Source organism: Flagellimonas oceani, from assembly GCF_011068285.1.
GTDB lineage: Bacteria > Bacteroidota > Bacteroidia > Flavobacteriales > Flavobacteriaceae > Flagellimonas > Flagellimonas oceani.
Genome location: NZ_CP049616.1, coordinates 488,497 through 512,537 on the forward strand (window position 1 = coordinate 488,497; position 24,041 = coordinate 512,537).

Sequence of the window (24,041 nt, forward strand, 5' to 3'; positions counted from 1 at the left end):
GTCTTATATATGGGATATTTGTATTGAAAACAAATATTAACAATTAAATCGTATTGAAAATGACAAATAACAAAATAGCATTAGTGACCGGCGGTAGCCGAGGATTGGGTAGGGATATGGCCATTAATCTGGCAGTTAAAGGACTGGATGTGGTACTTACGTACCATTCCAATGAAGAGGCGGCCAAAGAAGTTATCAAAGAGATTGAGGGCAAGGGACAGAAAGGGGTGGCCTTACAACTGGATGTCACCGACCTTTCCAGCTATGACTCCTTCATTTCTTCCCTAATTGGTTCTTTGGAAGAGAACTTCGACACGGACAAGATAGATTACTTGATCAATAATGGTGGTTTTATCTATTACATACCCTATGGTGAGGCAACTAGGGACCAATTTGACGACTTGCTCAACGTTCACTTTAAAGGTCCCTTTTTCCTCACCCAGCTTTTGTTGGGCAACATGAACGACAATGGGGGGCTTGTAAATATTTCTACAGGACTTGCCCGTTTTACCACTCCAGGATTCGCCACATATGCCGCAATGAAGGGAGCCATGGAAACATTGACAAAATATCAGGCCAAGGAATTGGGCCAGCGTGGAATCCGCTCGAACATAGTTGCACCTGGCCCCATAGAAACGGATGTAATGGGAGGTGCCGTTAGGGACAATAAGGAAATGAACCAACATCTTGCCTCCCAAACTGCTCTTGGCCGTGTTGGGCTTCCCGATGATATTGGTAGTGTGGTGGCATTCCTTTGTACCGATGATGCCAAATGGATCAATGGTGAGCGTATTGAAATATCAGGTGGTTCCAATCTATAGTTTTTCATGGTGTCACAGGATGGGTCAATGACCAGAGCCAAAAAAAGAAAAAGAAGGGACTTATTGCCACGGCAAGGGTTCCTTCTAATTTGTAAAATGGAAAAAGCCATACATATGGCATGGGCTTGAGTGCCATTCTTGATAAAAATGGCCGTTTCGACGACGCAGATGGTCCAAGGGTATAAATTAAAAATATGCTCCGAAACATCATTTTGAAAGTAATATTGATACTTTCGGTTTCTTTGAACTTTAAACATGGTTGGGAAAGATATCACTATCAATATTTTCCCGAAACGGTTTACTTTCTGACTGGGTTCGGTATGAAGGAAACGATGCTTCCCTATTTTGGGATTCTGTCTTTTGCCATAGGAATATTGATCTTGGTGCCGAGAATGTTTTTTATGGAAATGCTATCAATGCACTTATGATAGCCATAATTATGGCTATGCTCCTAAACGTAGAAAATTTTGAAATGTTCTTCATGGAAATTCCATTTTTTCATTCAGCCCTTGGTACTGATTGGGTTGAAATATCCATTTAAAAATTAACTTTATAAGATGAAAAATAAAATAAAGAAGATACGCACAATATCCGAATTTCATCGCCTTAAAAATTTGGAGAAGCCCAAACATCCCTTGATCAGTTTGGTGGACTATTCACAGTTGAAAGATTCACCTGAGGATAACGATGTAAATTGGTTACATAATTTTTATTCCATTGCCATAAAAAGAAACTTGGATGTTAAAATGATGTACGGGCAGCAAGAATATGACTTTGACGAAGGTCTGATGTCTTTTCTCGCACCCAACCAAGTCCTGAATGTGGTCGTGGAAGATGATACGACAAATAGTGACAGATCAGGTTGGCTGTTGTTGTTTCATGAAGATTTTATTTGGAATACCACTCTTGCCAAATCGATTGGTAAATATGATTTTTTTGATTACGCGGTCAACGAGGCCCTATTTTTATCTAATAGGGAGGAAAAGATTTTGGAAACCGTTTTTCAAAATATCAATGGGGAAATCGATACCAACATAGATGCGTACAGCCAAAACATCATCATAACACAGATCGAATTGTTGCTCAATTATTCGGAACGGTTCTATAACCGTCAGTTCATCACAAGAAAGAAAGGCAACCACAAAATTCTTGCTCAATTGGAAGAACTTTTGAATGATTATTTCAATAGTAACCGTCTCGTGGATAACGGGTTGCCCAGTGTTCAGGATATTGCAGGTGAGTTGCACATGTCCCCGAATTACCTGACAGGACTGTTAAAATCACTGACAGGCTTGAGTACCCGTCAACATATCCATCAAAAATTGATTGAAAGGGCCAAAGAAAAACTCTCCACCACAAATTTGACCGTCAGTGAAATTGCATACGACTTGGGTTTTGAGCATGTCCAATCATTCAGTAAGTTGTTTAAGGCCAAGACAAGGCAATCACCTCTGGAATTTAGAGCAAGTTTTAATTAAGGGGAAACGAGTTTCTGGATCTGTAGGTTCCTTATATTTCTTAATTAAGACAACGCAGCATATAATGGATAAAGGTCACATCGGTGCCATTTTGCTAAGAGGGAATTGATTTCTTGGAATTTAAATGATGCTTAATGGTTTGTTCCCTGTGATCGATTCCCCACTGAATCATAGCATCGATGACGGATATCATATGTTCACCTGAAGGCGTAAGTCCATATTCGATCAATACCGGGGTTTGGTCATAAACCTCACGTTTTACAATTCCGTTAAGTTCCAGTTCCTTCAGTTCTTTTGACAACATTCTTGGGGTAATATTGTGCACGCTATCCTGTAAATCCTTGAATCTTCTTTTATCCCGTAGTAGGGAAGCTATAATCGGTAATTTCCATTTTCCATTGATAACGTTCATGGTGTCCAATAAAGCTAGAATATAGGTGCTTGGACATTTGTCCGTATTGGCCATAAGTTTCTTCAGGTCTTCCATAGCTCATCAGGTTATAGATTGTACTATACAAAAGTATAGTGATACTTTTTAGGAAACAAGTATATAAAGTATAGCGTACGGGGTACTTTTATGCCTTCATAAAAAAACAATACATATGATTTTAATTACTGGGGCTACAGGGCAATTTGGGTCCAAAGCCATAGAACATTTGCTGAAAAAAGGAATTGAAGGTACGCGAATAGCTGCATTGGTGCGCGATGAATCCAAGGCTGGCAAGCTACATCATCATGCAGTGGAAGTGAGGTACGGAGATTATTCAAATCAGGAATCAATGGTCCAAGCCTTTCAAGGCGTGAAAAAATTATTGTTGGTTTCAAGCAATGATAAGCAAATCGAGAACCGAACGAAACATCATATTAGCGCCTTGAAAGCCGCTAAAGACGCTGGTGTCGACCATGTGGTATATACCTCATTTGTTCGGAAAGCCGAATTTAAGGACTCGTCGATAGCTGAATTTCTTCAATCCCACGTGGAAACCGAAAACTACCTAAAGGATTCCGGAATGGAGTATACCATCCTTCAGAATGGGATTTACCTTGAAATGATCCCAATTTTTTTGGGGGAGATGGTAAAAGAAACGGGTACCATTTATCTTCCTGCCGAAACAGGTAGGGCCAGTTGGGTATCCAGGGATGACTTGGCAGAGGTCGCAGCCAATATCCTAGTTTCCGAAGGCCATATGAATAAAGTGTACAATCTTACGAATACCGAATCCAGCTCCTATTCGGATATAGCCGATGAGCTGTCGAAAGTTTTACATCAAAAGATAAGGTATATATCACCTATGGTGGATGAATACCAGAATACGTTGAGCAATCTTCAAGTCCCGGAAATCTATGTGCATATGCTCAGCATGTGGTCACAAGCACTGGCAGAAGGGATGATGGACAAGGAGGATGTTCTTTTGGAAGAGCTGCTGGGTAGAAGACCCCTTGATACCGCAACTTTTCTCCATAAAGTATATGGTCAACAAGCAGGTAGATAAAAATGCAGACCCTTGGACAAAAGTCCAAGGGTTTTTGCATTGTTGTGGCTTGCTCCGAATATAGCCTCCCCATAACTTGATGCCAACGGAATCCCGATCGTGATGGATTAATCTTTTATGTTCGATTGCATGAGTTTAATTTGTTCGCTAAGGCTTTTAAAGTTTTTGGCATATCCCTTTCGAGTGGAAATTCAACAAAAACGGCCCCATATGTCCATTTCCATTGGAAGACTGGATGTGTGTGGCCATCTCTAAGTTGTCCTAAGCCTATTGCTACCAAGCAATTTCCTCTTTTTCAAAAAATTTACCTGTAGGTCCCTTGTCGCCCATTGTTACGAATTCAATGATGGAGTCTACGGCCTCAGAGGGATTCTGTGTCCCTGAATAATTGTTCAGGTTTGTGGCGGCAAAACCGGGAGAAACACTGTTTATCTGAAAGGAAGTGTCTTGTAATTGGGCGGCCAGCATTACGGTAAATGCATTTAATGCTGTTTTGGAAGTATTGTAAGCGCCTAATTTGATGCCTTTCATATGCTCGTAATAGGGAGCCTCGGGATCGGTATGGTTGGTCAAGGAGCCCAAGCCACTGGATATGTTGATGATTTTTGGGGAGGGTGCCTTTTGGAGCAGAGGTAAAAAGGATTGCGTTACCTCAATGGCCCCAAAGAAATTGACATCAAATACCTTCCTTACTTCTTTCAAAGGAATGGTCGTGATATCCTGTTCCATAAACGGCTCTCCTTCTGCGGCAGATTTGTTTATCCGTAACGCCCCGGAAATTCCAGCATTGTTGATGAGAATATCCAAATGTGTGATGGTACCTTCAAGTTTTTCAACGGTGCTTGTTATCGTGTTTTTATCGGTAACATCGATCTGTACGATGTCAAAGTCTGAAAAACCAAGCTTTTCAAGGTCCTTTTTGGCGTTCTCTCCATTTTCCTGATTTCTACTTCCGATATAAACATGGTAGTGGCCCAGTTGCAAAAGTTTCTTTGCTGTGGCAAATCCTATGCCTTGATTGGCCCCAGTGATCATTACGGTTTTTTTACTTTCCATTTGTCTAATTTTTTATTGTTCAATACAAAGTTCCCTTTTGTAATCTAAAGGAAGTTATGGTAACTAAACTATATTTTATGAAAATCAAACAATTTCCTCTTTTCTGAAATTATTGGGGGACACGCCGGTGTGTTTTTTAAAAAAGGTTGAGAAATTGGAAACTTCTTCATAACCAACACAATATCCTATTTGTGCGACATTCCAATTTGTATGGCGCAGTAAGGTTTTGGCTTCCTTTATTATTCGCTTTGCAAGGATTTCCTTGGTTCTTTGCTTAGTGGTTGCTTTTAGGGAGCGGTTCAGGTGATTTACATGTATATTCAACCGATTGGCGTAATCAGCAGCAGATTGGAGTGCAATATGTTGGTGGGGGCTCTCAATGGGGAATTGACGTTCCAAGAGTTCCATAAAAAGGGAAGTGATTCTTTCGGAACCATTTGAAACACGTTGAGTCGAAAATTGAAGGGGTTGAAGCTTCATCGCCTTGTGGATTATTTGAAGGACCAGATTGCGCAACACGTCATACTTGAACACATATTCTGAATCAATCTCCTGGAACATTTCCAAGAATATGGACCTAAAAATAGTGGCTTGGGCATCCGTTAGGTTGTATAAACGATTTCCTTCCGGTCGAAATACCGGATAGTCCTTTAGTGTTCCGAACTCTTCAAAAAAGCTTTCCGTGAAAATACAAGAAAAACCAGATTGGTTATGGTCTGCAGGCTCCCAGCTGTAAGGTATCTCTGGATTGGAAAAGAGCAAGGCCTGTTTCTTGATTTCAACGGATTTATCGGCAAAGTGAACCCTGCTTTTCCCAAAGACAAGGGTTATTTTAAAATAAATTCTTCTATTGAAAGAGGAAGGGGATAGGTCTTTGCTCAGCAAATCCGTCAAATTGAAGATATTGAAATGGCCCATACCTTTTCTTAGATTGTCAGGAATCCAATCATAGATTTGAGCGTATAAATCTTCCAATGTCTCATCTTTTTTCATATAACAAAGTTATGAAAAAACAACCATGATCAATCTTACTTTTATTCCGAAGCAAGATGATCGGTTATTGATGGGCGAAGGACAACCAAGAAAGCGAATTTTTATGGCCCATATTACACTTGACCGCCAGTGATTTTGAAACCCATGTCAACCAGAAAATTTGGATTTATGGTTCGCTAGTGCATACCCGCTCGAATACTACTTCCAAAGGGGACACCATGCGCTTTACTACCATGTTGGATTTGGAAGGGCACTTTTTTGACTGTGTCCACTTTCCCCAAGCGATGGCATCCACACCCATTCATGGAAAGGGCATCTATCTGTGCCAAGGAACGGTGACCGAAGAGTTCGGACATTAAAGTCTGGAGGTGATCTCTACCTTCAAACAGCCCTTGAAACCCGATCCAAGGCAAGTGGGGGAAGTACCCTTAGGGGTAGGATTAATAGAAAAGAAAAATGGTATAGTTCCTAAGATAATTGGGAACAAGGAAAGGAGATTTTGTTGAAAATATCCATCTCGGAAAACAAATCCCATTCTTCATTGGATGCCGCTTCAACGGCCATAACAAAGGTTAGTTTGCGCTCCCTTTCGGAAAAATGGGACCAGTCCCTCTTGAATTCCTCTGGGCCATGCTCTCTCCTATCGTGAACCCTTTCTGATAAAACATTCCCATTAGTGTCATAAAAGGGATCATTACTATGTTCGACAAACAAAAGTTGTCTAACAAATGATCCGAGAAAAGGGAAGGTTACATTATGTATTACTATTTAGTTTTTTGTTAAAAACCTAATTGGAAAAAGGCCGACCAAAAGTTTCAGACGGCCTCGTTTCCTATTAATTATTTTCATAAAAAGGATAATCTGTATATCCTACTTCATCCCCGCCATATAACGTACTTGAGTCCAATTCGTTTAAGGGCCATCCATTTGCAATTCGTTCGGGTAAATCGGGATTGGCGATAAATGGCCTGCCAAATGCTATAAGATCAGCCAGGTTTGCCTTGATTATATTTTCTCCTTTTTCTGGGGTATAGCGCCCTGCATAAATAATTTTACCACTGAAAGTTTCTCGCAATGCAACACGAAATGATGATGGTAATTCAGGCGCATTCTCCCAGTCCGCTTCAGCAATCGAAACATAGGCAATACCTGACTCCTCAAGTACTTTAACGGCTTCTATATAAGTTTGATGCGGGTCATCTTCCACCAAGCCAATATAAATACGGTCCTGATCTGTACTTGTAAACAAAGGTGTAAAACGTACCCCAAGACGTTCAGGTCCCGTTACCTTGGCGACCGCTTCAACTATTTCTCGCAAAAATCGTAATCGGTTATGCAATGAACCACCATATTCATCTTCCCTAATGTTGGAATGAGCGGAAATAAACTGATTGACCAGATAACCATTGGCACAGTGAATTTCAACACCGTCAAAACCTGCGGCCAGTGCATTGCGTGCAGCTTGGGCATAGAGTTCGACCAATTCCTTTATCTCATTAATTGCAAGCTCTCTAGGTGTGGATGGTTCTACCAATGTCCCAACACCAGGGGCCGTTTCAATAAAGGCCTTCACTTTTTCTACCCTGATGGCCGATGGGGCTATAGGGGCTTCTGCATTAGGCTGAAGCTCTCTATGTGATACACGTCCTACATGCCAAAGTTGTGCAAAAATAACGCCTCCTTTTTCATGCACTGAATCACAAACTTTTTTCCAACCTTCTATTTGTTCTTTTGAATATATTCCTGGTGTCCAAGAATATCCCTTTCCTCGTGGTTCGATTTGAGTCCCCTCGCTGACTATAAACCCTGCAGATGCACGTTGTTGATAGTATTTGGCCATTAAATCCGTTGCAATGTCACCTGGTTGACCACTTCTTTGGCGCGTTAAAGGTGGCAAGACAATACGGTTCTTTAAAGTATGATTTCCTAATGTAATTGGTGTAAAAAGGGATGAATGTTTCATATTGTGTTTATTTTTTTAATAGAATTATAAGGGAGGTAAGTATAATACATGAAAGACGGCTTTAAGGCTTTGCCCAAAGCCGCCTTCCAATACCTATTTCTTGATCAATATAGTTTTTGGGTTAGTAAATAGAAGTCTTCCTTCATGACCTTGTTCCGTCCCAAGTCCAGACTGTTTGTGTCCTCCGAATGGAATATCCACACCTTGTGTATGAATCTCATTGACCCAAACCATTCCGGTTTCAAGTCGGTTGGCAACATCCACGGCAATTTGTGTATCTTGTCCCCAAACAGATCCCCCAAGTCCAAATGGACTGTTGTTTGCACGATTCACAACATCATCAATATCCTCATATTCAATTATGGGAACAATGGGACCAAATTGTTCTTCTTGAACGATTTTGGATTCTTCTGCGGGGTTATCTACTACGGTAATTGGAATGAAATAACCCGGTTGACTATCATCTACATCCCCACCTAAGACGATGTTTTGGTCATTGGCTTCGATATCCGCTAAAAAGGTTTTTACCTTTTCATATTGCATTTTGTTTTGCACCGGTCCTAGGACTACGTCAGAATGTAATCCATTCCCCTGTTTTTGTTTACGTGCATAATCCACAAAATCTTTTACAAAGTCTTTGCGGAAAGATTTGTGCACATAAAGACGTTTTATCCCGACACACCATTGCCCCATATTTCCTAGTGCTCCCCAAAATAATTGAGGAATAATGGATTTCCAATCCGCATCGGGCAACACGATGGCCGCATCATTACCTCCCATTTCCAAAGTCAGCCGTTTAACCGTTGATGCAGCCGATCTGATGACATGCTTACCTGTTTCAGTAGATCCGGTAAAGCTTATTTTTGCTATGTCTTTATGTTCTGTGATCTGAGGTCCAAGTTTATCCTCGCCGGTAATTACAGACATCACACCTGCAGGTAATACTGATTGTGCTATCTGGCCTGCGCGTAGCAGAGAAAGTGGTGTAAAAGGGGAGGGCTTAATAACTATGGTATTTCCCGTTATAAGTGCAGGGGCAACCTTCCAAAGGGTTAACAAAACTGGAAAGTTCCATGGTGTAATAGCCCCAATAACTCCTAAAGGAGTGTGATGAAGCTCTACAATATGGCTATCATTTTCCTCAACAATCTCAACGGGAATACGTCGCGCAGCTATTTCACGAATATATCTAATTGCTTGGTCAATCTCAGCACTTGCTTCCGTGGCAAAGGGTTTTCCTTGCTCCATAGTGAGCAGCCGTGCCAATTCATCTCTGTGTGAGTCCAATGCATCAGCATAGGCTTTTAAGTAACGTTCACGCTCATCATAACCGAGTTGGGACCAACTTTTGAAGGCTCTCTTGGCAGCGTCAATAGCTTGGTTCAATTGTTCTGGGCTTGCAGATGGTGCCTTTGCGAAAACCTTACCTGTAGCCGGGTTTTCAACATCGAAACTATCTGTTGTTTGGACCAATTGTCCGTCAATGTTCAGGTAGTATGGACCATCAAAAATATTGGTACCATACTCTTCCTTAGTTTTCAAATTTGTAATCATGATTTTCAATTTTAAATACCTTATTACTTCAGTTTTGGTATTGTTTTTATTAATATAAGTCATTAGACCGACCAGTCTAATACAAAAGTAATAGGTTTTATGGGAATGGCAAATTGTTTTACGATATTTTTAGACGACCGGTCTATTTTTTGTACTTTTGACCTATGGGAAATGAAACTATAAATAGGAAAAAAGGGGTGAACGTACCTGAAAAAATACTTGGTGTAGGTAGAAGCTTAATGTCTGTAAAAGGCTTTTCGGCGGTTGGGTTGAATGAAATTTTAAAGGAGGCCAATGTTCCTAAAGGGTCCTTCTATCACTATTTTGGTTCTAAAGATGCTTTTGGAGTAGCAGTTTTGAACAGTTATTTTGAAGACTATTTGGCCGAAATAGATAAAATTTTAAATCAAAAGGAAGTAACCATGGCCGATTGTTTACTAATGTTCTTTGTACGATGGCAGGAAAGGCAGGCTTTTCTCGAATGCAAAGGAAAATGTCTGGTTGTGAAGCTGGGAGCAGAAGTAGCCGATTTATCGGAGCCAATGAGATTAACACTTCAGCATGGTACTGTAGAGATAATTAAACGAATAGCCAAAGCAATAAATAATGCTGTTAAGGAAGGTACACTTGAGGATAAGGGAGATTCATATACAGTTGCAGAGAGCCTTTTTCAAATATGGTTGGGTGCAAGTGTAATGGTTAAACTTGATAAAAACATACAACCCTTTGAATCAGCAATGCTTACAACTCGGCAGTTATTGGGCTTATCCGTTTCATAACGTAAGATATTTATAAATAATGACCGGCATTGCCACTTTTAGTATATGAAGGCTTTGTGAATAAAAGTGCGGTAATGTCATATGATAATTCCAGTAGTAGTGAATATTCAGGTTCATTGCTGTTTCAATTTGATGGAGGTTCGCACAGGAAGGTGTTTAAGATTTTTCTTCTGCCATTTTCAGTAGAATAGATTGCAAAAAGCATACATAGGTTTTACCGATCGAACCATAAGAAGAATCCATGGATTCCGAAAAAGGAATCGACTTGAATGGAGACAAATGCTACATACAAATAGTTGGACCATTTCCCGTTAATAGAAAGGCATGAAAGCACAGGAGAAACTTATTGGGACTAAACAGGTAAAGCGCTATGGGCCGCAGATGGTCAATGCGCGTAAGGTAAATGACATAGTGTAGAATTGCCCTCGCCCTGTAGTGTTCTGGATTTTTATGAACTATTTGAACTACTGTTTCATTAAATGCCCATGACCTTCTCAAATTAGCTTTTGTTGCTCGTTGGGAAAGCTTTCTTTTAGCGAATCGATAGGTGCACGGGGAATGTTTTAAGAATAGCATTAATCTATAACCAAAATGGAATATAATTTCTTTTTTCAGGTGTTTGTTTTTTTGTTGGGAACTGTAATCATGGTACCCATAGCAAGGTTTTTCAAACTTGGATCGGTATTGGGTTACCTGTTGGCGGGCATATTGATCGGGCCTTCTGCACTGGACCTGATCGCCTATGAGGGACATACTGTCATGCAAGCTGCAGAGTTTGGTGTGATTATGATGCTTTTTGTCATCGGATTGGAATTGGAACCCAGCAAAATGTGGCGAATGAGAAAATCGATACTGGGTCTTGGTGGTGCCCAATTAGTGGTAACGACAGTCCTTGTATTATGTATTGCCATGGGGCTGGGGTTTCATTGGAAAGTTGGCTTGATTCTCGGCTTTGTCATGGCCACCTCTTCCACCGCCATGGTCATGCAGATTTTTTCCGAGAAGGGTTGGAAGGACACTTCTGCGGGCACAAATGGCTTTTCGGTGCTTTTGCTCCAGGACATGGCCGTCATTCCGATTATGGCTATTATCCCTTTGCTTTCTGATGTACCTATGGAACCCAATAAAGATATCCCAACTTTCTTCAATGACCTTTCCAGTACGGGGCAGACCCTTCTGTTGATTGGCTCGGTAACAGCGATTATTTTGATGGGCCGATATGTACTCTATCCGTTGTTTAGGCTGGTGGCCAGGTTTCGTTTAAGGGAGGTTTTCACAGCAACGGTATTACTTTTGATCATTGGTGTAGGACTTTTGATGGACATGGTCGGCTTAAGCCCGGCACTGGGTGCTTTTCTTTCTGGGGTACTTTTGGCCAATAGCGAATACAGACATGAAATAGAAACAGCCATAGACCCATTCAAAGGCCTACTGCTGGGTCTGTTTTTTATCGCGGTTGGCACCTTGATCGACTTTGGCCTAATCTATGAGAACCCTCTCTTGATTATAGGATTGGTAGTGTCCATTCTCATCCTAAAGGGATTGGTTATTTTTCTCTTGGGGAAACTGTTCAAAATGAGCAATTCACAAAACTTTCTGTTCAGCACAGGACTTTCACAAATTGGGGGTTTTGGGTTTGTGCTTCTGAGCATAAGCTATGCGACCGGAGCCCTTTCAAGGTATATAACGGATATATTGATGGTCGTCGTTGCCATAACCATGGCCGCCACACCATTCATCATGTTGCTAAGCGAAAGGATGGTCAAATTTTTGTTTTGCCCGGTACAGATTGAAGAAAAGCCGTCTGCGCACGATGTAATGCCTGAAGCAAACAAGGTTATCATTGCTGGGTTTGGCCAATTTGGAAATATCATAGGCCGATTTTTGAACGCCCATGATGTAGGGGTTACAATTTTGGATAATGATAGCGATAGGGTAGATTTCTTCAGAAAAATAGGTATCAAGATATACTACGGTGATGCCAGCCGCCATGATTTATTGGAGATAGCCGGGGCCAAGGATGCGGAGGTCATTATCGTTGCTTTGGGGGATAGGGAAAAACGAATGGAGGTCATTGAAATGGTAAAAAAACATTTTCCGCACTTGTACATCCTGGCCCGATCGGAGAGCAGGTATGATGCCTATGACCAAATGAATGCAGGAATCATGCATATATACAGGGAAACCTTGGATACCAGTCTAAGATTGGGGACAGATGTTTTGAAAATTCTAGGGTTTGATGAAAATCAGGCCAAAAAAGCGGCAAATACCTTTTTGTCCCATGATGAACGGACATTAAAGCACCTTTCCAGCATTAGGAATGACCAAGAATACATAAAAGCAGCCAGGGAAGTCGTCAATGAATTGGAAGTCATTATAAAGGCTGATAGCCAAGCTTATGAAAAAGATTCAGATTAATACCCAGCTCTTTAATGTTGAAAGTTTCCATTGCTTATTCAATAAAAAACATTCATGGATTGGGCAATAGAAAAATCAAATCAACCATACAGTCAAATCGTCCGATTTTTAATGCCAAAATTTCATGTTGACGATTTAAAAATCTTATGTTGACGATTTGTGAACTCTTTTAAACCATTTTATATCAAATTAAATGATATGCCAAAAAATGCAAAATCCTGTAAATCAGTTAGATTACAGGGTTTTGATATCTTATGGTTTGTTAAAAAGTGACCTGACTGGGGCTTAAATCCTAATTATAATCACTTGATATTCAAAAAGTTGAAATCATTTTTCTTAACCTGTGCACCGAATCGTTCACCAGTACACAATTACCATATAAAATGAACTTAATTGCCGATAAATGGTACCTAATAATTTAATGGCTAAAGTTATACTTTTTTTTGTTTTAATCCGGGATTTTATGCCTTTCAAGAAGTACTTTTAGCTATTAAACCGGAGGGACTAGAATCCATCTCTGGAAGGCCCAATAAATAAAGGGTTTCAAGCTTTCTAAAATTTTATGCTCACCGAATAGGTCACTTTTTACTAAATGGATATTAATGCATTGAAGCACAATTATATACGATTAAATTCTTGGGTAAACAAGATTATGCTGATTTTTGAATAAAAAGTCCAAAGAATACTGGGAATTCGCCATAGAAACAAGTAAGTCTTAAAGGGAACCAAACAAAAGTTAAAGAAGGATGGACAAATATACAGAAGCCCAAAGGAGGGCTTTTCTTTGAAATGACCAAATTTGTCATATTAATTCGGTTCCCAACTCAGATTATATACAGTACCTTACCTATGCTCAAATCTTTCCGGTGGAAGTGGTATACTATGTATGCCCGGTGTTCCCAGTTATGCTATGGAATTTTGAACATATTAAGGAATTAACGCTTCATTGAAAAATCAATTATGATTGTTATATTAAACATTTTAGCCATTTATATGTATATTTGTTTAATATAATAAACTAAAAATGATTGATTCAGTTTCAATTGGGGAGGTTAAAAAACTTTTGGGGAGCCTTTGTAGGCAGCAACGCCAAAGGTATGAAATGTCACAGACGGAACTGGGTAAAGCTTTGGGTATATCCCGTTATACCATCCAAAATTTTGAAAGTGGAAAAAATTCCACCTTGGATACCTTCCTGAAAATTGCCAAACACTTTGACCTGATGGACGATTTTTACAGGGCATTGAATAGTATCGCTGACACCAATAACAAGGAATCAATGTATTGATATGGCAAAGAACGATATTATAAGGGTTTGTCTTTTTGGTTCAGAGATCGGAAGATTGGGATACGATGTTGACAAACGTGCTTCCTTTTTTCAATACAGTCCCAAGTTCTTGGATGCCAATGTTTTTTCCCGAGTTTTTCCCTACATCTTCAAACGAATAAAACCGGTCCAAGTATTTACCAAATATCAAGGGGAAACCTTTCGCGGACTACCTCCCATGATCGCGGATTCATTGCCGGATATGTTCGGCAACATTATTTTCAAAGAGTGGCTGGAATCCACCAATCGGGATTTTCAAAAGATAACACCGTTGGAGCAGCTTACTTATGTTGGTAACCGGGGTATGGGGGCCTTGGAGTATAAGCCCATTGAGGAGATTCCAGATTCGACAACCATCGATATAGCGGAAATCGTTGAAGTGCTCCGAGAGGTTTTGGAATTGAAAAAGGGAACTTCTGGAAGGACGCTTGATGAAACATCACTTTTGAACATATTTAAAATCGGTACATCTGCTGGGGGGGCAAGACCCAAGATCTTGATATCGGAACACAAGAAAACAGGTAAGATTGTTCCCGGAGATATTCACCATAGCGAGGATTACCATCATTACCTTGTCAAATTAAACCTTAACGAAGATGCTCCGAAACAATACAATCGGGAGAAAGTCGAATATGCCTACTATTTAATGGCCAAAGAAGCCAAGATACATATGATGCCCTCCAAAATGATTCAGGGCAGGCACTTTGCTACCCTGAGATATGACCGCCAAGCGGGCTCAAAGCAGCATGTACTGACCGCAAGTGGCCTGACAGGGTGGGATTTCAAAAAACCAGAGGATTCAAGTTATGAAAACCTTTTCAAGCTGGCCCTCGACCTAAAGGTGCCGTATCGGGATATTGTTCAGTTGTTTCGAAGAATGGTATTTAATGTCATCTATGCCAATACTGACGACCATTTGAAAAACCATAGCTTCATCTACCAAGAGGAAAATGACTCGTGGGAATTGGCTCCTGCCTACGATTTAACCTATCCCCTTAACGTAAATTTGAATTATAGCAATGTGTCCAGAGCCCTTTCAATTAATGGTAAGCGTTCTGAAATACTGTTGGAAGATTTAATGTCTGTTGCCGAGACCCATGCCATCCGCGATGCTAAAGGTATCATAGAAGAAGTCCAACTCGCTGGTAGCGATTGGGAAGAAATAGCTGATGATTTAAAAATTCCAGTGGATGTTACTGAGGCCATATTAAGGGAGTTTTCTGAATTAATTTAAATTCGGTCTAACCTATCAGGATGATAGCCTTACGTTAATCTATAATCTACTTTTATTGGTTCTAGCTTCTTCAAGTTGTCTTTTTATCATTTTGGTGAATTAATACACTCTAAAGCAATTGGAAGATAATGGTACCAGCTACATTTTATGTTCATTGGGAGAAGCAGCTATTAATACCGATTAAATATGGGAATCAAGGTAATAAACAACTCTTGTAATTTTCTAAATTGATGATATCGATGGGCAAAAGTATTCCTTTGAAATCTTTTTATTGAAAAGCGATTTCTCAATCAACCACTTCAAAGAAAGTGATGTTTGTAAACCCGGCGCATGATGAATAAGAAAATGTATGCGCCCTTTTTTTTTGAGTATTCCAGCTTTTGGGGTAGAAGGTCAAATCCTATTAAAATGCTATTTGTCTTGAGTGACTCCAAATATGATGGCTGCATGGCCGCAGATGATACCTTCTTCTGGAAGAACCATACCCTTAAAACGGGTGTAACAAATGAAAACTGGGCGCTTTTTGTCATTATTTAAAAAATATAGGTGCGAGTTATATTGAATATAAGTGCGCCACATTAAAAATTAGTGCAAATACAATGGTCATACAAAAAGCGAGAGCGAGCACAAAGCTATTTGAACCTACATCATTTGTAAATACTATTGTGAAGAATCAAAAATTAATACGATTTGCTCAAATTTTTTAAATTGTCATTGCTGAGGCACTAGAACCTATTCTTGGAAATTCGAATAAACAAATGGTTTTGGGGTTTTCGAGATTTTATGCCAGCTGAATTGTACGACCTGTTAAATGAACTTGAGCGGCTTTAAAGAGCCGCAAATTTTTGTCCTAGGTGATAAGGATTGATAATTTAAAATTGCAGTTTTTTCTAAGTAGATGAATGATAACTCTTCTTTCAAACGGTTCGGTTTCCAATTGCTAAAGGTCCTAAACGATGAGTCCTCGGCTCCTGGGGAACAAATACTTATCCAAAGACAATGCCCTTAAATTAATGGTCTGCGTGGCCAAAGAGAATGTATGATTGATAAGACCTTTGATGGCATAAAATAAAAAACACCCTGCGCAGAGGGTGTTTTTTACTTAAATCAAGGTAACCTAGGTATGCAATTGATCACATCTTTAACCGCATAAAAAGTTCATGGGTATTGTGGTCCAAGCCGTCAATGGGATTTTGAATGGAGGTTTCATAGGCATATCCCAAATTGAATCCATTGCTAACGTTGAACAGGAACAGTCCGCTGATGCTCTCGTCATACCTGTAGCTTGCCCCGAACTCAAAGCGCTGGCCAAAGTCCAGGATTCCCGTCACTTCGACGGATAGGGGCGATGCGTCCACATACCGTAGCATCCCCATGGTCTTGAGGTCCAAGGTTTTTCCCAGCAGAAAGGTGTATCCCCCGCTCAGGTAGGCGTGCATTCGGTCCGTGCCCAAATAGGCATTGCCCTCACGTTCTTGCAAGCGGTCGGGGGTCAACAGCTTTGGTGCTGACAGGGATGCGAAATACCTGTCGTGCTTCAAATAGACCCCGGCCCCCACATTGGGGGTAAAACGGCTATCGTATTCCATCAATGATCCGTCCTGGCCCACACCATAGGTCACAAGACCTTGGGTGTTGGCTTCATAGGAGTTGGCACTTCCCTTGATGCCAAAGTAGAGCATATGTTCGTAATCCAATTGAATGTGGTAGGACACATCGATCGCCACCCAGGTTTGCTGCTCAATAAAGGTCTTGTCATTGAGGATGGAGGCGCCAAGTCCTATGTTTTTGCCCACGGGCATCCCAAAGATGGCACTCTGGCTTTCTGGAGCCCCTTCGATTCCCGCCCATTGGCTACGAATCCCCAAAGAGAATTCCGCAGCCTCGGAACTTCCCACAAAAGCGGGATTGTAAATGTTCATATTGTAGCGGTAAAAGGTGTAGTTGGGGTCCTGTTGTGCACTTGCCCACATGGAAAGTCCAAGGAACAGGGCCATTAGCTGTATTTTATTGATACGTTTCATCTGTCTTGAATGGTGTTTTTTGTTTTATTGGTGTTAATAGTTGATGAAAATCCAGCCTTGCAAGGGTGCGCTTCCATCTCCCAGGTTGATGATGTACATGTACGATCCCGCGGGTAGTTTCTCGTTCCTGTTCTTATAGAAGCCTTCCCAGTTGTTTCGGTACGATCTGGTGCCGAACACTTCATGACCCCATCGGTTGTAGACTTTGACCACATTGTTGGGGTAGTTGTCTATTCCCGGGATGACCCAGGCATCGTTGTTACCGTCGCCGTTAGGGGTAAAGGCCTGTGCAGGGACCAATGAGGGCTCCTCACTTGTTGGGAAAGCATCATCTGCATCCGGAACACCATCATTGTCGTCATCCTCATCAATGCTGTCTGGAATACCATCTCCATCGGTATCCAATGGCTTGCTGGATGCATCGTAAGGGTCGCTTCCTTCGGTCAATTCCATTTCGTCAGAATAGCCATCATCATCATCATCGGTATCTGCATTGTCGCCTATTCCGTCTCCATCGGTATCTATCGTCTCGGAAGCATCATTCGGGAAATCATCTTGATCATCCGGTATACCGTCGTTGTCATCATCGTTGTCAACGTTATCACCAAGACCGTCTCCGTCCGTATCGGTATCGGTAACCCCGTCATTGTCATCGTCCGTATCGGAATTGTCGCCAACACCATCACCATCAATGTCGGAATCCTCTTTCGGGTCATAGGGGAAAGCGTCCTCATCATCCGGGGTACCGTCATTATCTGCATCATTGTCGGCATTGTCGCCTGTTCCGTCACCATCGGTATCGGTATCCTCCGAATCATCCTTCGGGAAGGCATCCTCGGAATCAGGGGTGCCGTCGTTGTCATCGTCTTCATCGGCATTGTCTCCTTTTCCGTCGCCATCGGTATCGGTATCCTCGGAATCATCCTTCGGGAAGGCATCCTGGGAATCGGGAGTACCGTCGTTGTCGTCGTCTTGGTCTGCATTGTCGCCAGTTCCGTCTCCATCGGTATCAGTGTCCTCGGAATCATCCAATGGGAAGGCATCCTGGGAATCAGGGGTGCCGTCGTTGTCATCGTCATCATCGGCATTGTCGCCAGTTCCGTCGCCATCGGTATCGGTATCCTCGGAATCATCTTTCGGAAAGGCATCCTCGGAATCAGGGGTGCCGTCGTTGTCATCGTCATCGTCTGCATTGTCGCCAGTTCCGTCGCCATCGGTATCGGTATCCTCGGAATCATCCTTCGGAAAGGCATCCTGGGAATCGGGAGTACCGTCGTTGTCGTCGTCTTGGTCTGCATTGTCCCCGGTTCCGTCGCCATCGGTATCGGTGTCCTCGGAATCATCCTTTGGGAAGGCATCCTCGGTATCTAGGGTTCCGTCATTGTCATCATCCTCGTCTGCATTGTCCCCGGTTCCGTCGCCATCGGTATCGGTATCCTCGGAATCATCCTTCGGGAAGGCATCCTGGGAATCGGGAGTACCGTCGTTGTCGTCGTCTTGGTCTGCATTGTCCCCGGTTCCGTCACCATCGGTATCGGTGTCCTCGGAATCATCCTTCGGGAAGGCATCCTGGGAATCGGGAGTACCGTCGTTGTCGTCGTCTTGGTCTGCATTGTCCCCGGTTCCGTCACCATCGGTATCGGTGTCCTCGGAATCATCCTTAGGGAAGGCATCCTCGGTATCAGGGGTACCGTCGTTGTCATCATCGTCGTCGGCATTATCTCCTGTTCCGTCTCCATCGGTATCGGTGTCCTCGGAATCATCCTTGGGGAAGGCATCCTGGGAATCAGGGGTACCGTCGTTATCATCGTCTTCGTCGGCATTGTCGCCAGTTCCGTCTCCATCGGTATCGGTATCCTCGGAATCATCCAATGGGAAGGCATCCTGGGAATCAGGGGTACCGTCATTGTCATCGTCTTCATCGTCTTTGTCAGGTACGCCATCCCCATCGGTATCCTGGGCCGCATTGATACCCGCTGTGTGCGTGGTCGAGCTTAGTGCATCATCTTCATCCTTTACCTTAAATGAAAAGGAGGTATACGATGAACCATATTCTCCGTCTGCTGTTGTAAAGACGAGCAATGTCACATCGTCAATCATATCATTGGGCTTTACGGGAGAGCCGTTGTATTCCAATGTGCCTTTCGTCGGAAGTGAAATCACTTGTATGCCATTGAAGGTATCGCTCGGGTCAACATCAGAGAAGGTAAAATCAGTAGGTTTGAAAGCGTATCCTACATCTTGGGTTACGTCCAAGGTAATGTCGCCGCCTGCTGGAGCATCGTTCACATTGGTAATGTTCAATGTGGCCGTAACGGTTTCCGAGAAGGAAACGGCATCCTCAAAATTGTAGGTAAAGCTATCTGTTGCGGATTCATCGCCATTATGCTCGTAGCTGAATGTACCGTCAGCATTAAAGGTAAAAGCGCTTGCATGGGATGGATTTGAAATGATGTGATAAATTCTATCATCACCATCCACTTCCATGTCGTTTGTGGATACATCATCGCTCAAGGTGGCGTTTTCATCCAAAGTGAAGGAGTCTGCTACAGCTGTTGGTGCGTCATCCACTGCGGTAATGGATAAGGTAAGGGTTGCGGTTACCTTGGTGCCCGCATCATCCAGTTCATAGATGACGGCGTCACTTCCAAATTCATTCGCATTTGGAGTGTAGACAATTTTATTGTTTTCGTCCACCACGGCTGAACCTTTGGTTCCTTGTGTCGTAATGCTAACAGTTGGAGTGTTGTTGGTATCGTACACATCGTTGTACAACACATCGACCGGGTCGGATACGGTATCCTCATCCAATACGGCCAAGTCGTTCTTTGCACCGACCACCAAAGCAAGATCAAAAGGGCCAAAAGAGGCGGTTCCCGTGTTTCCGGCATTGTCCTTCGCCTCTCCATGGATGTACCATCCCGTACCGCCGCTGGAAAACGAGGTGGTCTTGGATTGACTGTTGCTCCAAGAGGACCATAGGCTGCTATCCGTTGCTGGAGGATTGCTGTCCTGAACCAATGCATAGCGTTGAACATCAAACCCACTTCCGTCATTTTCATCTTGAAAGGTCAACAGAATGTCGGTGTCGGTATCAATGGAGCCATTGTTCGGGGTGGCCGATAATGTAGGTTCGGTAACATCGTGAGTTATGGTCAATGTTCGGAAAAAAGGTTCTGACCAAACACCGGTACTGGTCTGTACACGCAGACTAATGATGTATTCTGCGGTTAGATTGTTATAACTTGAGAAATCCGTCATCTGGGTGGTGGAGTTGTGAATTTCCGTATCCGTTGGATTTCCTTCACTATCGTATACTCTTTGCGTCACAATCCATTCTTCATTGGAAAGCGTTCTTCCATAAGGGTCGATGGAGTTGTTCTCTATATTGATGTTCATCGAACCTGAGTAGGTAAACAGTGCATCAGGTTGAATGTTGAACTGTGCCACTGGCAAGTCTTCGTTGGTGGAAGAACTACTGCTGTCCACTAGGATATAGGCACTGGAAGGACTGCTCCAAACCCCCTGATGGTCTTGTACATTGAGCATCACCAAATATTCTCCATCCCCAACGGAATTCTTGTCGAACATTCCAGTATTCCAGTCTGCAGTGGATGCCGCATCCACGGGTTTCCATTTCCATTCGGTCTGGGCTATTCCATTGTTGGCACCACCATCCAAATCGTAAGAGGTGTCGTTGAACACGCCTGTGTCCGAACTGTAGGAGAAGCTAGCCACGGGCTTCCTGTGAAAATAAAGGGTGGTGGGGGAGGTGGGCAGGTCTTCGAAGGTAAAGGAGTATTTCCCGGGCTTTTCATAGAATTCCGGAACATCCTCCAGATAAAGATCGTTCCAGGAAACCCTTCCCTGGTTGTTGGGGAAGAAGGTCTCGTCATGTGTGATTTTCCATCTCCCGCTTGGGTAGCTTGCATTGGCGGTACTCGTTTTCATCTCAGAAGGGTCGACCGCTATCTCAACACTTGTTCCCGCAATGAAATAGTCGCCTTCGGTCACCGTAAGGAACTGGTATTGTTCATAAATATATTGGGCCATATCGTCCATCCAACTCGACCAGCTGCCCATATCTCGATTTACAAAAGTTCCTTGGTTGTTGTTTTGCTGTACAAAACGCTCGAACTGCACTTGGTTGCCGTTCAACCCCCACCCGATGTAATGGATGTCTTCGTTGATGGTTCGCATCAATATTTCGGCCAGATCCTGGTCGTTGTCAAAGTCTGCCACCTCTTGATCATCAAGGTTCACGTTGAATCGCATGGCACTGTTCCTCCATTGCGGCTCCCGAAGCACATCCTTGAATTTTTTAAGGCTCAATGAGGTCACTTCGATGTTCTTGAATGTGGCATAGGGCTGACTGTTGGAGAAGAATCCATAACTGCCTCCGATTTCCTCGGTTGCGGTGTAGTCGATGATCAATGCATCATCCATATAAATTTTTACGTTTTTACCGCTGACCACGATTTTAAAATGATACCAAGTCGTGGTCGAGTTGGGATTGAAAATAGTGCTTGAGGCATCTTGTAGTCCCTGAACATAGTGTTGCGGGTTGGCATTGCCATCGTCCCTTGTAATTTTGTACAAGCCCGATGCAAAACCGTGACCTGGAATGAACTCACTGGTGGTGAAGCCCCTTACGGCTCCCGATAGATTGAAAAGATAGGAACCCACAGGGCCATTTTTCATTCCGAAGGTTATCCCCATGTCATCGTTGTCGGAGCCAGAGGTAAAGGCAATGTCAGCTTCCAAGGTATAATTGGACGAATCAAAAACAGGATCGTAAAAACCCGCCATGTAGTCATTGTTGATTCTGCGGATGAATTTTTCTGCATCCACAAACTCCCAGGTCTCTGGGTTGTAGCCCCATCGTACCCAGTTATTGAAAATATCGGCAGCATCTTCCGAGTTGGAGGAAATGGTGGTTCGTTCAAAACCTTGCACGTAGAGTTTGTCGGCTGGGATACCCTTGCTCTCCAAGGCAGCACCTAGGTCTTCTTCGAAGGTATCTATATTTTGGTCGGTGATTCCCACGGTAAGTACCACATCAATGTTGGGGCCTTGTTGCACTTCCATATTGACCGTTTGGCCAAGCATGGAGTTCCATCCTAACCCAAAGAACAATAGTACTATGATATATGAATGGTGAAGGTTGATTTTCTTCATTTTGGTTGAATTTGTATTTGGAAATTGAAAAGGTTATTCAAAAAGGTTGCTGGTAATAGTCAATGGTCTTACCGAGTAATCAAACTTGAATTCTTCGTTGAGCTCTTTGCAAGAGGCACAAGAGGCTACATTGAAACCAGTTTTGGAGGATATGTTTTCCAAAAGAGATATCCCTGAAGGGTTTTTGGCCAATGTACAGGAGTACACATAAAGGGTTATGTCCCTGTTGGTGCTGAAATCAGATGAGGTCAGCTGCTGGTCCAGGACTTCGGCCGTGTACGCCATTTCCCCCATACTGATCGATGTCTCCGTGGATGGTGCAAAAAGATGGATGTTCTTTACACTGGGGTTCTCGGCCATCGCCTGCTTTAGGGTTTCGGCCAGGTTGGCAGCGGCATCGCTCTCGATCATTGTGACAGCAACGGGTAGGGACGCTATGAGTCCTGCGCGATTGGGAAAATCGGAATCCACGATCACCGCCTCGTCGGTTTGGGCAATGGATACGCTTAGCGTTAGCAAAAAGAAGAGCACGAAGCTCAACCGGATTTTTTGTTTAAAAAGATTTTTCATGGGTACGTTTGTTTTTTTTTGTGATTTGATTCGGTTCGGAAAAGGCACTAAAATTCCTGTCCGCTTGGATGCAGCTAATTTCCTTGCCTTGGACCTAGCTTTGGCTAGCTCCGGTTACCGAGGCTTGTCTGTAATGAATAAGTGAATGGAAAAGTATTTTTCTATGTCATGGGGCTAGGGAAACTTTTGTTGTTATGTTGAGAAAATAGTTCATCTTTTTGTGGGAACCTGAAATAAAAGCCGTATTATTTTTCTTTCATATGTGTAAGAAACGGCAATTCATTTTTCCTAGTATAAAAAAAAGTTTCAGAAATTGACATATGTCAATTTGATGTTATTTTCTTACATAAATTGCAGGACAACCGTAGAAAACACACCGGGAAAGATGAAAAAAATTCTTCTTATCCGAATCTGTTTCGGGGATATGTTGGGGGTGCCACAGGGGCGAAGGACTAATCTATTTCCTTCAATAGTCTGGATAAAGTCTCAGGTCTTATGGCCAGATAGGAGGCCAGGTGTTTGCGTGGGATTCTCTCGACAATTTGGGGTTTCATCTTTTCCATATAGTAGGTCAATCTTTTTTGGGCATTGGGGATCCTGGCCAAATACACCCTTTGTTCCGCAAGTATGTAATATTCCTCCAAAAGTATACGGTTAATGTGCCGCATTTCTGGAAAATTGTTCAAGCAATACTTATAGTCTTCATACTCCATATAATCACAATGGGTCTCTTCCAGGCTTTGGATGTTTTCTTGGCAAGGTTGATTTCTGAAGAAACCGGTAATCGAGGTGAAAACTTCGTTTTCGGTGTCCACCCAGGTCGTCAATTCCATCCCGTCGCTTTCAAAATAACCGCGAACCATACCTTTTTTGATAAGATAGAGACGATCGCAGACTTCTCCAGCTTTGCAAATGAACTGGTTTTTCTCGAAGTAACAACTTTTGATATGCTCAACCAGGTAGTTTTTTAAACTAGGGCTTAGGGGGTAAATGGAGTTGAGGAACAAAATGATGAAAAGATTTCCCTCTTTATGTTTATTCGGTAACATTTGATCAATTCGTTAGGTTTTCAAAAATAAGATTTATACTAAAAAATGAGCCATCTCTCATCTGGAATTCCTTTGAAGTATATGTATCGCAATATTAACTTTTG

The 24,041-nt window shown here is 42.4% G+C and carries 19 protein-coding genes; 10 read left to right on the forward strand and 9 right to left on the reverse strand.

The features are described 5' to 3' along the window. Positions 1 to 59: 59 nt before the first annotated feature. The 3 genes from GVT53_RS02300 (at position 60) to GVT53_RS02310 (ending at position 2,299) form a co-directional block, all read left to right on the forward strand. A complete protein-coding gene (locus GVT53_RS02300; RefSeq protein ID WP_166247231.1) occupies positions 60 to 821 on the forward strand; it encodes an SDR family NAD(P)-dependent oxidoreductase in 762 nt (253 codons plus the stop codon). A gap of 259 nt (positions 822 to 1,080) precedes the next feature. After that, entirely contained in the window at positions 1,081 to 1,362 is a 282-nt protein-coding gene (locus tag GVT53_RS02305) for a hypothetical protein (RefSeq protein WP_166247232.1), read from the forward strand. A 16-nt stretch (positions 1,363 to 1,378) separates the two neighbouring features. Then, entirely contained in the window at positions 1,379 to 2,299 is a 921-nt protein-coding gene (locus GVT53_RS02310; RefSeq protein WP_166247233.1) for a helix-turn-helix domain-containing protein, read from the forward strand. A gap of 94 nt (positions 2,300 to 2,393) precedes the next feature. On the opposite strand, the gene GVT53_RS02315 is transcribed toward GVT53_RS02310, so the two are convergent. Beyond that, the gene (locus GVT53_RS02315; protein ID WP_166247234.1) at positions 2,394 to 2,786 is read right to left on the reverse strand and encodes a winged helix-turn-helix transcriptional regulator; all 393 of its coding nucleotides are present in this window, start codon (positions 2,784 to 2,786) and stop codon (positions 2,394 to 2,396) included. 115 nt (positions 2,787 to 2,901) lie between these two features. On the opposite strand from GVT53_RS02315, the gene GVT53_RS02320 reads away from it, so the two are divergent. After that, entirely contained in the window at positions 2,902 to 3,792 is an 891-nt protein-coding gene (locus GVT53_RS02320) for an SDR family oxidoreductase (RefSeq protein ID WP_166247235.1), read from the forward strand. A 273-nt stretch (positions 3,793 to 4,065) separates the two neighbouring features. Here GVT53_RS02320 and GVT53_RS02325 read toward each other — a convergent pair whose 3' ends face one another. Beyond that, positions 4,066 to 4,848 carry an SDR family NAD(P)-dependent oxidoreductase gene (locus tag GVT53_RS02325; RefSeq protein ID WP_166247236.1) on the reverse strand — a complete coding sequence of 261 codons (783 nt, stop codon included), beginning with the start codon at positions 4,846 to 4,848 and terminating at the stop codon, positions 4,066 to 4,068. Positions 4,849 to 4,932: 84 nt separating this feature from the next. Beyond that, on the reverse strand, positions 4,933 to 5,841 hold the full coding sequence (locus GVT53_RS02330) for a helix-turn-helix domain-containing protein (RefSeq protein ID WP_166247237.1): 909 nt from the start codon (positions 5,839 to 5,841) through the stop codon (positions 4,933 to 4,935). 119 nt (positions 5,842 to 5,960) lie between these two features. On the opposite strand from GVT53_RS02330, the gene GVT53_RS02335 reads away from it, so the two are divergent. Then, the gene (locus GVT53_RS02335; protein WP_205791855.1) at positions 5,961 to 6,200 is read left to right on the forward strand and encodes a hypothetical protein; all 240 of its coding nucleotides are present in this window, start codon (positions 5,961 to 5,963) and stop codon (positions 6,198 to 6,200) included. A 476-nt stretch (positions 6,201 to 6,676) separates the two neighbouring features. Here the strand turns inward: GVT53_RS02335 and GVT53_RS02340 are convergent, their stop codons facing one another. Both GVT53_RS02340 and GVT53_RS02345 read right to left on the reverse strand, forming a co-directional pair. After that, positions 6,677 to 7,804: an alkene reductase gene (locus tag GVT53_RS02340; RefSeq protein ID WP_166247238.1), complete on the reverse strand. Its 1,128-nt coding sequence runs from the start codon at positions 7,802 to 7,804 to the stop codon at positions 6,677 to 6,679. Between the two features lie 93 nt (positions 7,805 to 7,897). Then, positions 7,898 to 9,421 (reverse strand): aldehyde dehydrogenase family protein, encoded by a 1,524-nt coding sequence (locus GVT53_RS02345; RefSeq protein ID WP_205791857.1) that lies wholly within the window; start codon positions 9,419 to 9,421, stop codon positions 7,898 to 7,900. 101 nt (positions 9,422 to 9,522) lie between these two features. On the opposite strand from GVT53_RS02345, the gene GVT53_RS02350 reads away from it, so the two are divergent. The 5 genes from GVT53_RS02350 to GVT53_RS02370 all read left to right on the forward strand — a co-directional run bounded on the left by GVT53_RS02350 (position 9,523) and on the right by GVT53_RS02370 (position 15,653). Beyond that, on the forward strand, positions 9,523 to 10,137 hold the full coding sequence (locus tag GVT53_RS02350; RefSeq protein ID WP_166247240.1) for a TetR/AcrR family transcriptional regulator: 615 nt from the start codon (positions 9,523 to 9,525) through the stop codon (positions 10,135 to 10,137). 591 nt (positions 10,138 to 10,728) lie between these two features. After that, the gene (locus GVT53_RS02355; protein WP_166247241.1) at positions 10,729 to 12,555 is read left to right on the forward strand and encodes a cation:proton antiporter domain-containing protein; all 1,827 of its coding nucleotides are present in this window, start codon (positions 10,729 to 10,731) and stop codon (positions 12,553 to 12,555) included. Positions 12,556 to 13,579: 1,024 nt separating this feature from the next. Beyond that, complete coding sequence (locus GVT53_RS02360) at positions 13,580 to 13,843, forward strand: helix-turn-helix transcriptional regulator (protein WP_166247242.1); 264 nt, start codon at positions 13,580 to 13,582, stop codon at positions 13,841 to 13,843. Between the two features lies 1 nt (position 13,844). Beyond that, a complete protein-coding gene (locus GVT53_RS02365; protein WP_166247243.1) occupies positions 13,845 to 15,116 on the forward strand; it encodes a type II toxin-antitoxin system HipA family toxin in 1,272 nt (423 codons plus the stop codon). Between the two features lie 330 nt (positions 15,117 to 15,446). Then, entirely contained in the window at positions 15,447 to 15,653 is a 207-nt protein-coding gene (locus tag GVT53_RS02370) for a hypothetical protein (RefSeq protein WP_166247244.1), read from the forward strand. Between the two features lie 596 nt (positions 15,654 to 16,249). Here the strand turns inward: GVT53_RS02370 and GVT53_RS02375 are convergent. The 4 genes from GVT53_RS02375 to GVT53_RS02390 form a co-directional block, all read right to left on the reverse strand. Further along, the gene (locus GVT53_RS02375; protein WP_166247245.1) at positions 16,250 to 17,140 is read right to left on the reverse strand and encodes a PorP/SprF family type IX secretion system membrane protein; all 891 of its coding nucleotides are present in this window, start codon (positions 17,138 to 17,140) and stop codon (positions 16,250 to 16,252) included. Between the two features lie 33 nt (positions 17,141 to 17,173). Next, positions 17,174 to 22,318: a T9SS type B sorting domain-containing protein gene (locus GVT53_RS02380; protein ID WP_166247246.1), complete on the reverse strand. Its 5,145-nt coding sequence runs from the start codon at positions 22,316 to 22,318 to the stop codon at positions 17,174 to 17,176. Between the two features lie 33 nt (positions 22,319 to 22,351). Continuing rightward, on the reverse strand, positions 22,352 to 22,888 hold the full coding sequence (locus GVT53_RS02385) for a DUF4347 domain-containing protein (RefSeq protein WP_166247247.1): 537 nt from the start codon (positions 22,886 to 22,888) through the stop codon (positions 22,352 to 22,354). 452 nt (positions 22,889 to 23,340) lie between these two features. Further along, entirely contained in the window at positions 23,341 to 23,937 is a 597-nt protein-coding gene (locus tag GVT53_RS02390; RefSeq protein WP_166247248.1) for a Crp/Fnr family transcriptional regulator, read from the reverse strand. Positions 23,938 to 24,041 lie beyond the last annotated feature (104 nt).